A 12,994-nucleotide genomic window follows, 5' to 3' on the forward strand; every position below is an offset into this window, starting at 1 on the left:
CGCCCCATCAACCACAAGGGCCGAACGCAGGCATTGCGTAGTGGGCAACCCGGCATGGATGCCGGGTTAGCCGCGCAGGGCCATGGATGGCCCATCGCGGCGGGCCCACGGAGCAATGCCGGAGTGAGGGAACACCTCGCCTTGGCGAGGTGCCCAGTGGTGGGGCAAAGCGCTTTTGGTTACTTTTGGCGCTTCCAAAAGTGACCCGCCGTAAGGGCGGAACCCTAAGCAGCCATTACCGCAGCAACGGATCTGCCCCCAATCCCAACCCCAACAACCCCAACAACCCCAACTCAGTGCGACACCCGACTCGTCCCCCCCACAGTCGAAATCCGCACCCGCTCACCCACACGGAACACCTCATTCTCCTGCACCTGCTGCACATAGGCACGCATGCTGCCATCATCTTCACGAACGGTAATTTCCACACCCTGGGTCCGGGTCAGGCCTTCTTCAGTCGCGGAGCCAAGCAACCCGCCCGCAACGGCACCGATCACCGCCGCGACGACGCTACCGCGACCACCACCGATCGCACTGCCACCCACACCGCCCACCACAGCACCGGCCGCGCCGCCGATCGGGGTCTTGGTGCCTTCGATCTTGACCGGACGCAGAGACTCGATGGTCCCCATGCGAATCGTCTGCACGCGACGCGCTTCGTCACGGGAGTAGGAGTCGCCGGTCAGGCTGGACTGGCAGCCGGTGAGCAACATCGCCATCGTGGAAAAGGAAGCAACCAGCAAAACAGACTTACGCATAGCATCACTCCAAAAGACAGGTATTCATTAAACTCCGCGACTTGACGCCTGTCACGGCCTCGCCGGGATAAAATTGTTTTCATTCAGGTGGGATACAGGCGCACCTGAAAAATTCACCCAACAGTAGCGCCAATTTCAGAAACCTGCGTCATCAACGCCGAGATTTTTCATGGATTACTTCATCATCATCGCCACCACCGTCGCCGGTTTGTACTTCCACTGGTGGCTGTACGTACGCATCAAACGCTGGGTGGACCGCGACCTGGCGCTGTCGCTGGCGGGGCAGGATGAGCAGAAGAAAACCTATATGCTGCAACAACTGGCCCGTGCCCGGGCACAAGGCATCAAGCGCCGCGACCTGCCGCAATGGCTCCATACCGCTGCGGCAGCTTACCCCGACACTAAGGCGCCAGACGCTCGCGAGTCCAGTCCGCCCCTTGCAGGCGGTAATTGAGGCGGTCATGCAGACGGCTGGGGCGGCCCTGCCAGAATTCGATGCGCTCGGGCAGCAACCGATAACCGCCCCAGTGCTCCGGACAATGGGGCTGGCTGTCGGTGAAACGCCTTTCGGTGGCCTTGAGCAACTCTTCCAGCTCACCGCGCCCTGCGATGACCCGGCTCTGGGGTGAAGCCCAGGCACCAAGGCGGCTGCCCAATGGGCGGACCTGGTAGTAGGCGTCCGACTCTTGCGGCGTCACCTTTACCACCTTGCCCTCGATACGTACCTGGCGCTCCAGGGTCGGCCAGAAAAACGTCATGGCGGCGAATGGGTTCACCGCCAGTTGCTGGCCCTTGGCGCTCTCGTAGTTGGTGAAGAAGGTGAAGCCCTGGGCGTCCAGGCCCTTGAGCAGCAGGATCCGACAATGCGGGCGGCCTTCTGCGTCCACCGTCGCCAGGGTCATGGCGTTGGCCTCCACCGGGGCCTGTTCGGTTTTCACCGCGTCGGCAAACCATTGGTGGAACAGGGCGAACGGCTCGGACGGGGCTTGCGCCTCGGCCAGGCCATCACGGGTGTAGTCGCGGCGCATATCAGCCAACGCTTGGGTCATGGCGCATTCCTTGTGGTTAGCCCATCACTGCTTGGGGGTATTGGTGGCCGCGACCTTCTTGGTATCGCTGGCGGCCTTGGCCGGTTGGGGTTTCTTTGCCGGCGTGGCGGGCTTGGCCGGGGCTTTCTTCGCCGGGGCCTTCGCTGCAGCTTTTTTCGCCGGGGCTTTCTTGGTGGCCGGCGCCGCCGCTTTCTTCGCTGCGGGGGCCGGCGCCGGGGCGGCCGGCTTGACGTCCTGGGCGGCCACCATCGTCACCGGTGCCGGGGCCGGCATGTTGTACTTGCTCAGCAGTGCCACCATCGTATTGGCCGGGGTCACCAGCAATTCCACACGGCGGTTCAGAGCGCGGCCTTCAGCACTGTCGTTGGCCGCACGGGGCGCCACTGCGCCCATGCCGCGCAGCATCAGGCGATCGCGCTGCAGGCCGCTGAGACGGAAGATCGCGGCCACGGCCTGGGCACGTTCCTGGCTGAGTTTCTGATTGGCCGGCGCGGCGCCCGAGGTATCGGCGTGCCCCAGGACCAACACAGCCGTCTTCGGGTCAGCTTCGAGTACCTTGGCGACGCGAGTGAACGGGCCGAGGGTCACCGGCAACAGCATGGCCGGGCGATCCGGGTTGAAGGAACTGTCCACAGGTGCGGTTACGACCAACACGTTATCGCGGCGCTCAAGTTCCAGCTTGCTGTCCTGGATCGCGGTACGCAGCTTCGGCTCGTAGTCGTCTAGCCAGGCCTGGGTGACCTTGGGATCAGGCATCGGCGCCGCCTTGGTGGTTTCCTGATCCTTACCGCCAAACGGCCACCACCATTTGCCGTTGCTTTCGGCTTCGACCTTGGCAACGGCTGCCGGGGCCTTGGCTTCAGGCTTTGCTTCAGGCTTCACATCGGTTTTTTTGGCAACGTCGCCGGCGTCATCGGAGGAGAACGGCCACCACCAGTGAGTGGCGCTCTCGGCCTTGGCTTGCGGCGCGACGGCGGCCGGCTTCAAAGGCGCAGCAGGCGCCGGCTCCTTGTTCGCGACCTTATCGGAACCGCCGAACGGCCACCAACCACCGCCGCCCTCGGCGTCATTCTGTGGAGTTTGTGCGCAACCGGTAATAGCGAAGCACAGCGCCAGAGCGAGGGTTTTATTCGATGACATTGGATATCCACAAAATGAACTGAAGGAAAAAATGAAGGGCCGGATTCGGCCGCATAAACAGACGCTTGGAAACGAAAAAGGGCACCGGGTTCCCCCGGCCGCAACCCTCGAAGCGGTTTACAGACAAGTGGCAAGCACCCTTGCAAGGTTCTGCGCGCGCGGATCCATCAAAACATAGGGCCCGAGGGTATTGGTCACAAAGCCGAACGCCACGTCATGTTCCGGGTCGGCAAAACCGATGGAGCCCCCCGCCCCTGGGTGGCCGAACGCCCGTGGGCCGAGACCGAATGTTGCATTTGCCACATCCGGCTGGTCGAGCATGCAACCCAGGCCGAAACGGGTCCGAGTCAGCAATGTCTTGTCCTCGCCGAAACTGTGCTGACGTGTCAGTTCATCGAGCATTTCACCTTCCAGCAGGCTGCCATCGAGCAGGCCGGCATAGAAACCGGCCACGCTGCGCGCATTGCCATGGCCGTTGGCCGCCGGTTGCTGCATGCGGCGCCACTCCGGTTTGTTGGTGCTGGTCATGATCGAAGGCGGATTGGTAAAGGCCCGGGTGGTCATGGCCGTGGGTTCTCGCATGGTCACCTGCAGCAGGCGCTGGGCCGCCGCGTCACCGACGTTGCCTTTGCCACGGGCGATGTGGGCCACGCGATGAAATTCTTCATCGGCCAGCCCCACGTGGAAATCCAGGCCCAACGGCTTGGCGACCCGCGCCACGATCGACTCTCCCGGCCCACGCCCGTCCGCCCGGCGCAACAACTCGCCGAGCAGCCAGCCGTAAGTGATCGCGGCGTAGCCATGGCCCTCGCCGGGTGTCCACCAGGGTGCTTCAGCGGCCAGCGCATCGGTCATGGCTTGCCAGTCATAAAGCGCTTCGGGCGGCAGTAAATCACGCAGCGCGGGAAGCCCGGCCTGATGACAAAGCAACTGGCGCAAGGTGATGGAGGCCTTGCCGGCTGCCGCAAACTCGGGCCAGTAACGAGCGACCGGGGCGTCAAGTTGCAGCTTGCCTTCGGCCACCAGTTGCAGGGCGGTAACGGCGGTGAAGGTCTTGGTGCAGGAGAACAGGTTGGCAATGGTGTCGCTGTGCCAGGACTCATGACCATCCTTGTCGGCAGTGCCAGCCCACAAATCGATCACCGTGCGGCCGCCGACCTGGATACACAACGCCGCGCCGCGTTCCTGAGGATCGTCGAACAGCGCCGCGAAGGCTTCGCGCACTGCTTCGAATTGAAGCTCGTAATGGCCTTGAATCTGCACCCGCAACTCCCCTGCTCAAGCACTTCTGGACTGGCCGGCATTGTTCCAGCCATTGGTTCATTTGAAAACAACCGCGGGGCGGTTGGCCTGGGCACCTACCGCTCTTGTGGCGAGGGAGCTTGCTCCCGCTGGGTCGCGCAGCGACCCCAAGGAAAACCAAGGCGATCAGCCTGACAGACCGCAGTGTCTGGCTTTGGGGCTGCCTCGCAGCCCAGCGGGAGCAAGCTCCCTCGCCACGAAAGCCCCCAGCACGATGGCTGTGTCTATCAGGAAATCTCCCGCCGAAACGGCGGCAATGCATTGAGGATCGCCTTGCCATAGCGCTGGGTCACCAGCCTGCGGTCGAGCAAGGTGATGGTGCCGCGGTCTTCCTCGGTACGCAGTAGTCGACCGCAGGCCTGGACCAGTTTCAACGAAGCGTCGGGCACTGAGATTTCCATGAACGGGTTGCCGCCGCGGGCTTCGATCCACTCGGCCAGCGCGGCTTCCACCGGATCGTCGGGGACGGAAAAGGGGATCTTGGCGATCACCACATGTTCGCAATAGGCGCCGGGCAAATCCACGCCTTCGGCAAAGCTCGCCAGGCCGAACAACACGCTGGAATCGCCACCGTCCACTCGCGCCTTGTGCTTGTTAAGGGTTTCCTGCTTCGACAGGTTGCCCTGGATGAAAACCTGCTTGCGCCAGTCACGGTCGAGCCCGTCGAATACGTCCTGCATTTGTTTGCGCGAGGAAAACAGCACCAGCGTACCTCGCGAGCCCTCCACCAGCTCCGGCAGGTCGCGAATGATCGCGGCGGTATGGCCTGCGGCATCCCGAGGATCGGCCTTGAGGTCCGGTACCCGCAGCACGCCGGCGTCAGCATGGTGAAACGGGCTCGGCACCACAGCGGTCACGGCTTTTTTCGGCAGGCCGGCGCGCATACGGAAACGGTCGAAGGTGCCCAGTGCGGTCAAGGTGGCGGATGTCACCAACGCGCCGTAGGCCACGTTCCACAAATTGCGCCGCAGCATCTCGGCCGCCAGGATCGGGCTGGCGTTGACCTCGATATCGAACAGCGAACCGCTTTCGGCCAGGGTCAGCCAGCGCGCCATCGGCGGGTTGTCTTCCGGGTCTTCGGTGGTGAAGGCGGTCCACAACTCCCAGTTGCCCTGTGAGCGCGACAGCAGACTGCCGAACAGCGGATACCACTCCTCGGCCTGGTTGCTGGCGATGCCGATATTGACCTCGCCGTCCATGCCTTCCTTGAGCAGATCGGTCAGGCGCGTGAACAGGTCGGTCAGGCGCGCAAAACCTTTCTTGAGCTCGATGCCCATTTCGCGCATGTGCTCGGGAATCACCCCGCCGACAAACCGATGGCGTGGTCGCTCGCGGCCTTCGACGTCTTCACCGGGCTTGAAATCGGCCACCTGCTCGCAAGCGGTGAACATGAACTGCTGGTGCGTCTTGATCTCCCGCGCAAGCTCGGGCACCTGCTCGATGAACTTGCCCAGGTCGCCCGGCAGCGGGTGCTGGGCCAACAGCTTGGTGAGGTTCTTGGCGGTGGTTTCCAGCCAGTCGGCGGTGGAACGCAGCCGGGTGTAATGGGCGAAATGACCGATGGCCTTGTCCGGCAGGTGATGACCTTCGTCGAACACGTAGATCGTGTCTCGCGGGTCGGGCAATACCGCACCGCCGCCCAGGGCCAGGTCCGCCAGGACCATGTCATGGTTGGTCACGATGACATCGACCTTGCCCATGCCTTCGCGGGCCTTGTAGAACGCACACTGGCCGAAGTTCGGGCAATGGCGGTTGGTGCATTGGCTGTGATCGGTGGTCAGGCGCGACCAGTCGGCGTCTTCCAGCGCCGTGGACCAACTGTCGCGGTCGCCGTCCCACTTATTGCCGGCCAGTTTCTCGATCATGCTGGTGAACAGCTTCTGGCTGGCCTCGTCGACCTCGATCTTGAAGCCTTCTTCCTCGAACAACTGGGCCGTGGCGGTCTGCGCGTGACCTTCCTGGAGCAACATGTCGAGCTTGGACAGGCACAGGTAGCGCCCACGGCCCTTGGCTAGGGCGAAACTGAAATTCAGCCCGCTGTTGCGCATCAGGTCGGGCAGGTCCTTGTAGACGATCTGCTCCTGGAGGGCGACCGTCGCCGTGGCGATCACCAGGCGTTTGCTGGCGGCCTTGGCGGTGGGAATCGCCGCCAGGCTGTAGGCCACCGTCTTGCCGGTACCGGTGCCGGCTTCCACCGCCACGACCGCAGGCTCGCCGCTGCGCCGGCCTTCGTCGTCGGTGTCGATGTCACCTAGGACTTTCGCCACTTCGGCGATCATCAGGCGCTGGCCATATCGCGGCTTGAGGCTCTTGGCTTCGAGAAAACGCGAATAGGCGCCCTGGATCGTGGTTTTGAGTTCGGTGCTGATCATGAATGGTCGGGCGCTAAAAAACGCTGGATAAATTTTCAGTGGTTCGGATCGGCGGCTATCATACCCCGCGAATCGATCCTGCGCAGAACGGAGTAACCCAATGACACTTTTCGCCCTTGTCTACACCCTGCATTTATTGGCGGCCCTGGTCTGGGTCGGCGGCATGTTCTTCGCCTGGATGATCCTGCGACCCGCCGCAATGGCGGCACTTGAAGGTCCTGCCAGGCTCAAACTGTGGTTAGAAGTGTTTCAACGTTTTTTCATCTGGGTCTGGGTCGCGGTGGTACTTTTGCCGATCAGCGGCACAGGCCTGATCCACCTGCGCTTCAGCGGTTTTGAAACCGCCCCGCGTTATGTGCAGATCATGATGGGGTTGTACGTAGTGATGGCGGCCCTGTTCATCCGCATCCAGGCCTTGCAACTGCCGTCATTGCGCAGCGCCGTGGAGGGGCAGGACTGGCCGGCGGGTGCGGCAGTGTTGGGCAAGATTCGCCAGCTGGTGGGCATCAACCTGCTGATCGGGTTGCTGGTGGTGGCGATCGGCGCGGCGCGGCCGATGTTTTGATGGGATTTGCCCGGACACTGGACCCTGTGGGAGCGAGCCTGCTCGCGATGGCGTCGGTTCACTTGACATCTACCTCGACTGACATTCCGCCATCGCGAGCAGGCTCGCTCCCACAGGTTTAATCCGTAGCATTCAAAACCGCTGCACCGTCACCGACCCCGCCGCGCCGACAGGCCCTGGCTGGCCATCCGCACCGGGACGACCGCTTTTGCCACCGTCGGCGGTGTAGACCAGGCAGCCCTTGGCCTTGCCTCCGCTACCGGGCTTGCCGCCCTGCCCGGCGGCACCACCGGCGCCGCCATCGACCGCCACCTTGATCTGCTCGGCAGGGTATGTGCGGGGCAGTTCCAGGCGCACCAGCGCGCCGGCCGCGCCCGGCTGGCCATCGCTGCCATTGCTGCCATCGGCGCCGCGTCCGGCCGAACCCCAGGTGCAACCCGGTGCCTGGCCGTTGGCGCCATCGAGACCGACGTAACCCGGCGCACCGGCGCCACCGCGGGCATCCACCGACAACAACGGTGCATTCAGTGCAGCGAATCGCAGGTTCAGGTCGCGTCCTGGCTTGGCCGCCTTCGTATAAGTACCGGGTGCGCCACGGGCCGTGATCTGGCTGCCATCGGCCAGCTCGGCCTGGGCAACCTTCATGTCCAAGGCCTGTTGCGCCGGCACGATGGCGATCCGCGCTTCGCGCCCCAGGTGCAGTTGTTCGATGGACAATTGGGTGACGTTGGACGGCACCAGCAGCGTACCGTAGTCGGCCACATCCAGCCGCTCCAGGGTCAAGGTGCTGGTGGTGTTGGGCAGGCGCAGCAACGAGTGGCTTTCGACCTGGACGACCTGGGCACTGGCCAAGGGGCACACAAATGCAGCGAGCAGACACAATTTACGCATGGGAAGCCTCTGGCGCGGTCGGGAGGGTTTGCAGGTGGAAGATGCCGAACAGCAGCACGCGCAGCCGATCACGGCCGGAAGAGGGTTGGCCGCCTAAATTCGCTCTGAACAGCAGCAACTCCAGCACATGAACCGCCAGCAGCAGCGCCCCCGCCAGATTGACCAACAGATGCAGCGGATGGACGAACGGCATGATCAGGTTGACCAGCACCACCAGCCAGAACAGCAGGGTCAGCAAGCGCCCCAGCCCCCATAACACCTTCATACGCCCCCCGGGGAACATTATTCTTTGAGGCACAGTAACGGCTCACGCGCGGGCTACGCCAGAGGGCGGGGCAAATTTAATTTGCCGTCCGGCCAGAGTCTCCGGATCGCTTGCCTGGCGATCCGGCGGCTCTGGGTCGGGGCTTAACGTTGCAGGTGCAGTTCAACCCGACGGTTCTGCGCTCGTCCTTCGTCAGTGGTGTTATCGGCCACCGGCTCGCTTTCGCCCTTGCCTTCGCTGGTGAGCTTGTCTGGCGCCAGCCCCTGGGTCAGCAGATATTCCACGACGCTGCTGGCACGCCGTTCGGACAACCGCTGGTTATAGGCATCGGTCCCGACACTGTCGGTGTGACCGACCACGCGGATGCTGACGACATTGGCATGGCTCAGCTTACTCATCAGCCCGTCGAGCTGGCTTCGAGCTTCTGCGGTGAGATCGGATTGATCGAAATCGAACAACACCTTGCCGGCATCGTTGAGGGTGATGACTTCGCTCGCCGGTGCCTGTGGCTCGACCGGCGGAGCACTGGCCGGGTATTGAGGCAGCGGGCAACCATGATGCTCGACGGGAGTATTGGCTGGCGTGTCGGGGCAACGGTCGCGGCGGTCGAACACGCCGTCGCCGTCTTCATCGCCATCCTGGGCGTAGCAGATCAAACCGCCACCCAATACGCCCAGCGCGGCGCCGCCTGCAGCCCAGCCGCTGCTTTCGATGGCCCCCAGGCCGCCGCCGACAAGACCGCCGATCAAGCTGCAGATCGGCCAGGTACGTTGATTGAGAGAGGCGCTGCCGTCGCTGTGAGTGGCGCAACCGGACAACAGGCTGCTGGTCAGCAGCACCGGTAAGACGGCTCTGATGAGAACGTTCATGGTGAAGGCTCCTGTGTCACCGGCCCATACCGGTCACACAGGAGTAAAGACCCGCCTACGCAACTCTACAAGCCGCGCAGGGCTTGGGGTTCAGCGATTTATCCGGATCTCGGTACGGCGGTTCAGGGCACGGCCGTCGGCAGTCTTGTTGTCCGCCACCGGTTGGCTTTCCCCGGCCCCGGACACCGAGACGAAACTGGCACGCGGCACACCCTGTTCGACCAGGTACTGCACCACCGAATCGGCCCGTTTTTGCGACAAGCGCTGGTTATACGCATCGCTGCCGACGCTGTCGGTGTGCCCGGTGACTCGCAGTTGGGCGGTGGACGACTCTTCCTTGAGTCGGGTCGCGACGGTGCTCAACGCCTGCTTGTCAGCCGGGGTCAGCGTGGCTTTGTTGAATTCAAAGTGCACATCCCGGATCACGATGGTTTCTTCCTTGACCACCACCACCGGCTCTTCAACCACTGGCGCCGGGGCGGGTGGAGGGCAACCATCGGCGTCGACCTGCACGCCCTTCGGCGTGCCCGGGCACTTGTCGCGGCTGTCCGGTACGCCGTCACCGTCTTCGTCGCCGTCACCATGGGCCCAGCACCAGGCTCCCGCCACGGTGCCGGCCACCAGCGCGCCAGGGCCGATCCAGGAACTGCTTTCAATGGCGCCCAATCCCGCGCCAACGACGCCGCCGGTGGCCGCACAGATCGGCCAGTCGGTTTTTTGCAAACCTGCGCAACCAGTCAACACACTGGTTAGCAGAACCAGGGGTAACGCTGTGCGAACTATGCTCATCGGGTGTTCTCCTTGAGGGATCGGCTCGGCGCCGATTCAAGGGAGTAAAGACCCGAGTTCGGATCTGCGCCAGCCTTGTGCATTTGCGATGTTCACCCCTGTTTGCGACCCATCGACTCGTTTAAGCACATACCGCTCTAGGCCACGGCGTCCGGGCAGGCTATCGTGGCGGTTCTGAACGAGGATCTCCGATGACCGTTGCCATTTCCGCGCGCACACCCCAGCAAGCCCTGGCGGCCGTGCTAGACCGCTATGCTCCGCAAACCCTGCTGTTGATCGGCGCCAGCGGCTTTCCCGCACTCGACGCGTTCCAGCAGGCCCACCCGGACACCGAGGTGGTTCATGCCGGGCCCGGTCCACTGCCGGATACCGTGGCGGCGCGGCGTTTTGACCTGGCCCTGGCGCTCGATTGCCTGGAGCATTTGCCCAAGCGCGACGGTCTGAACCTGTTGGGCGGCATCCGCAATCTCAACGCCAGCCGTATCGCGGTGCTGGCCGATCTCACCGCCTGCGGTTGGCAGGAAACGGACTTTTTTTCCCTGGCCCTGCAAGCCAGTGAGCGATTCCAGCGCGACGAGCAGGTGCTGACCCTGTTCACCTACGATCTGCTTGAATACAAGCAGGTCCCCGACTGGCTCAACTCACGTTTTTGGGCCAACCCGGAAAACTTTGGAAAATATTGGTGGTAGCCGTGAACACAATGCACACAACCATCTGCCCTTGCGGCAGTGGCATTTCACTGGAGGCCTGCTGCGGTCATTACCACGACGGCCATCCGGCGCCCTGCGCCGAAGCCCTGATGCGCTCGCGCTACAGCGCCTACGTGCTGGGACGGGTGGATTACCTGGTACGCACTACCCTGCCCGCCCAGCAGGGCGGCCTCGACCGCCAGTCCATCAGCGAGTGGAGTGCCAACAGCACCTGGCTGGGGCTGGAGGTGGAGAGCAGCGAGGTGTTCGGCGGGCAACCGGAGCACGCCTTTGTCACCTTCACCGCACGCTGGCACGACGGCCAGGGGGAACACAGCCACCGAGAACAGTCCTCGTTCGTGCAAAACAATGGGCACTGGTACTTCATCGACCCGACCGTGCCGGTCAAGACTGGACGCAACGACAGCTGCCCATGCGGAAGCGGGCACAAATTCAAGAAGTGCTGCGCGGGCTACTTCGCGCGTTGATTTGGGAAAGGTCCGACGCCCCACCCTCTCGCCTGCGGGCTAGACTGAGATAAACCCGAGGCGCGGATATGACCCGTTCATCACCCCTGCTACGCATTGCTTGCCTGCTGCTGTTCGTCGCGCTTGGCGGCTGTGCGTCCTGGTACGGGGAAGACGCCCCGGAGCCGCAGGTGCACCTGGTCAAGGTCGAAGTGGTGCGGGCCCGGCTGCTGGAACAGAAGTTCATGCTGCACTTTCGTGTCGACAACCCCAACGACAGTGACCTGACAGTGCGCGGCCTGAGCTACCGCATCCATCTGGGGGACCTGCTGCTGACCGAAGGCGAGCATGAGCACTGGTTCACGGTCAGCCCGCGACATAGCGCGTACTTCAAGGTGCCGGTGCGCACCAACCTGTGGCCGCAGGTGCGCGAGGTGGTGAAACTGCTGCAAAATCCCCGGGAGCAGATCCCCTATCGGCTGGAAGGCGAACTGGAAACCGGTTTATTCATCGCCCACTACGTGCACCTGGAGCGCAATGGCGTGATAATCGCCGCCGATTTTATTGCGGAGTAACCCCGATGACCCAGCAACCTCACGTTCACGGCCCTGATTGCAACCACGATCACGACCATCATCACGACCATGACCACGGCCACGTCCACGGCCCGAACTGCGGCCATGCCCACCAGGAACCGGTGCGCAATGCCCTGAAAGATGTCGGTCGCAACGACCCTTGCCCATGCGGCAATGGCAAGAAATTCAAGAAGTGCCACGGGGCTTGAGGATTCTGGCGCAGAACTTCTTCGCCTGTTGATCCGTCATCGCGAGCAGGCTCGCTCCCACTGAGGGATGGGCGGTGTGCACTGATCCGGCATCCACCACCGACCAACTGTGGGAGCGAGCCTGCTCGCGATAGCGGTGGATCAGCCGACATCGATCCACCTGTTGCCGACCAAACCCACAGCTCCATCACCCCGCCTCAAGAATCCGCTGCACACTGACCACCGTTGCATATTCGCCATGCAGGTTGCCCAGGGACATGGCATGCACCTCACTGGCCGAACGCGGGTTACCGAAATAATCGGCCTTGTCGAAAGTAAAACAGGCATCCTCAGCGACCCAGGTGTCGAACCCCAGATTGCCCGCCGTGCGGGCCGTGGACTCCACCGAGTTGTTCGTCGCCACACCTACAATCACCAGTTGCCTGGTCCCGGCGCTGCGCAGGTCTGCTTCCAGGCGCGTGCCGCTGAACGCATCCGGCACCTGTTTTTGCACCAGGCATTCCCCGGCCATCGGCTCGAATCGCGGTTGAACCTCGACCCCCGACTGCCCCGGCCAGAACACCGAATCCGGCGAGCGGGACAAATGATGGACATGGATCACCGGCCGCGCCGAGTGCCGCCAGAACGCCAATAACTCCAACATCCGCAGCTCCGCCTCGGGATTGTTACGCGGGCCGAGCCTGGGATGGAGGATGCCTTTCTGTTGATCGATGAGAATCAGCGCCGCGTCTTTGTGTAGCTGCATGCCGGTTTTTCCTTGCTCGGCCCCTTTGGTGTCCCGCACTTGAGCATCACGGGCTGCTACAGGCAAGCCCTCGATCATCGGGTTCACACAAATCCTGTGGCGAGAGAGCTTGCTCCCGCTGGGGCGGTCCGACGTCTCGGGCGAAGCCGCCCTCGCTTTTCAATCGTCAAAGTTGATTGCGCCTGCTGCGCAGCCGAGCGGGAGCAAGCTCCCTCGCCACGGGTAACGGGGCCAGACCGCCATATTCGGGTTTCATCGGCAAAACCACAAATAACCCCCGCCCCCGCTTGCGCGGCCTTCGCCCGCTCA

At 63.1% G+C, this 12,994-nt stretch carries 16 protein-coding genes; 6 read left to right on the plus strand and 10 right to left on the minus strand.

Features of this window, described 5'->3' with window-relative positions:
• Nucleotides 1-293: 293 nt before the first annotated feature.
• A complete protein-coding gene (locus tag ACLEJR_RS17125) occupies nt 294-758 on the minus strand; it encodes a glycine zipper 2TM domain-containing protein (protein ID WP_245138243.1) in 465 nt (154 codons plus the stop codon).
• 169 nt (nt 759-927) lie between these two features.
• Between ACLEJR_RS17125 and ACLEJR_RS17130 the strand changes: the two genes are divergently transcribed.
• On the plus strand, nt 928-1,212 hold the full coding sequence (locus ACLEJR_RS17130; protein WP_440815295.1) for a hypothetical protein: 285 nt from the start codon (nt 928-930) through the stop codon (nt 1,210-1,212).
• On the opposite strand, the gene pdxH is transcribed toward ACLEJR_RS17130, so the two are convergent.
• The 4 genes from pdxH to dinG form a co-directional block, all read right to left on the minus strand.
• On the minus strand, nt 1,160-1,807 hold the full coding sequence (gene pdxH / locus ACLEJR_RS17135) for a pyridoxamine 5'-phosphate oxidase (protein WP_440815298.1): 648 nt from the start codon (nt 1,805-1,807) through the stop codon (nt 1,160-1,162). The two genes, ACLEJR_RS17130 and pdxH, sit on opposite strands and share 53 nt — an antisense overlap.
• Before the next feature lie 24 nt (nt 1,808-1,831).
• On the minus strand, nt 1,832-2,947 hold the full coding sequence (locus tag ACLEJR_RS17140; RefSeq protein ID WP_440791034.1) for an OmpA family protein: 1,116 nt from the start codon (nt 2,945-2,947) through the stop codon (nt 1,832-1,834).
• 117 nt (nt 2,948-3,064) lie between these two features.
• On the minus strand, nt 3,065-4,210 hold the full coding sequence (locus ACLEJR_RS17145; protein WP_440815300.1) for a serine hydrolase domain-containing protein: 1,146 nt from the start codon (nt 4,208-4,210) through the stop codon (nt 3,065-3,067).
• Between the two features lie 266 nt (nt 4,211-4,476).
• Complete coding sequence (dinG, locus tag ACLEJR_RS17150; protein WP_440815301.1) at nt 4,477-6,621, minus strand: ATP-dependent DNA helicase DinG; 2,145 nt, start codon at nt 6,619-6,621, stop codon at nt 4,477-4,479.
• Between the two features lie 100 nt (nt 6,622-6,721).
• Here dinG and ACLEJR_RS17155 point away from each other — a divergent pair, with 100 nt between their 5' ends.
• Complete coding sequence (locus ACLEJR_RS17155; protein ID WP_440815302.1) at nt 6,722-7,186, plus strand: CopD family protein; 465 nt, start codon at nt 6,722-6,724, stop codon at nt 7,184-7,186.
• Between the two features lie 132 nt (nt 7,187-7,318).
• Here the strand turns inward: ACLEJR_RS17155 and ACLEJR_RS17160 are convergent, their stop codons facing one another.
• The 4 genes from ACLEJR_RS17160 to ACLEJR_RS17175 form a co-directional block, all read right to left on the minus strand.
• Nucleotides 7,319-8,077: a collagen-like protein gene (locus ACLEJR_RS17160; RefSeq protein ID WP_440815305.1), complete on the minus strand. Its 759-nt coding sequence runs from the start codon at nt 8,075-8,077 to the stop codon at nt 7,319-7,321.
• Nucleotides 8,070-8,342 carry a DUF1145 domain-containing protein gene (locus ACLEJR_RS17165; protein WP_440791042.1) on the minus strand — a complete coding sequence of 91 codons (273 nt, stop codon included), beginning with the start codon at nt 8,340-8,342 and terminating at the stop codon, nt 8,070-8,072. The genes ACLEJR_RS17160 and ACLEJR_RS17165 overlap by 8 nt, the downstream gene beginning before the upstream one ends.
• Before the next feature lie 143 nt (nt 8,343-8,485).
• On the minus strand, nt 8,486-9,211 hold the full coding sequence (locus ACLEJR_RS17170) for an OmpA family protein (protein WP_440791043.1): 726 nt from the start codon (nt 9,209-9,211) through the stop codon (nt 8,486-8,488).
• Nucleotides 9,212-9,301: 90 nt separating this feature from the next.
• On the minus strand, nt 9,302-10,000 hold the full coding sequence (locus tag ACLEJR_RS17175; protein WP_440815307.1) for an OmpA family protein: 699 nt from the start codon (nt 9,998-10,000) through the stop codon (nt 9,302-9,304).
• A 191-nt stretch (nt 10,001-10,191) separates the two neighbouring features.
• Here ACLEJR_RS17175 and ACLEJR_RS17180 point away from each other — a divergent pair, with 191 nt between their 5' ends.
• The 4 genes from ACLEJR_RS17180 (at nt 10,192) to ACLEJR_RS17195 (ending at nt 11,940) form a co-directional block, all read left to right on the plus strand.
• Complete coding sequence (locus ACLEJR_RS17180; RefSeq protein WP_440791047.1) at nt 10,192-10,689, plus strand: DUF6231 family protein; 498 nt, start codon at nt 10,192-10,194, stop codon at nt 10,687-10,689.
• Nucleotides 10,690-10,700: 11 nt separating this feature from the next.
• Complete coding sequence (locus tag ACLEJR_RS17185; RefSeq protein WP_440791627.1) at nt 10,701-11,177, plus strand: YchJ family protein; 477 nt, start codon at nt 10,701-10,703, stop codon at nt 11,175-11,177.
• 68 nt (nt 11,178-11,245) lie between these two features.
• A complete protein-coding gene (locus ACLEJR_RS17190; RefSeq protein WP_440815310.1) occupies nt 11,246-11,731 on the plus strand; it encodes an LEA type 2 family protein in 486 nt (161 codons plus the stop codon).
• Nucleotides 11,732-11,736: 5 nt separating this feature from the next.
• Complete coding sequence (locus tag ACLEJR_RS17195; RefSeq protein WP_003198420.1) at nt 11,737-11,940, plus strand: SEC-C metal-binding domain-containing protein; 204 nt, start codon at nt 11,737-11,739, stop codon at nt 11,938-11,940.
• Between the two features lie 187 nt (nt 11,941-12,127).
• On the opposite strand, the gene ACLEJR_RS17200 is transcribed toward ACLEJR_RS17195, so the two are convergent.
• Nucleotides 12,128-12,685, minus strand: coding sequence for a cysteine hydrolase family protein (locus ACLEJR_RS17200; protein ID WP_440815313.1), 558 nt, complete (start codon nt 12,683-12,685; stop codon nt 12,128-12,130).
• Nucleotides 12,686-12,994 lie beyond the last annotated feature (309 nt).

This window comes from Pseudomonas sp. SMN5 (assembly GCF_052041925.1).
Lineage (GTDB): Bacteria > Pseudomonadota > Gammaproteobacteria > Pseudomonadales > Pseudomonadaceae > Aquipseudomonas.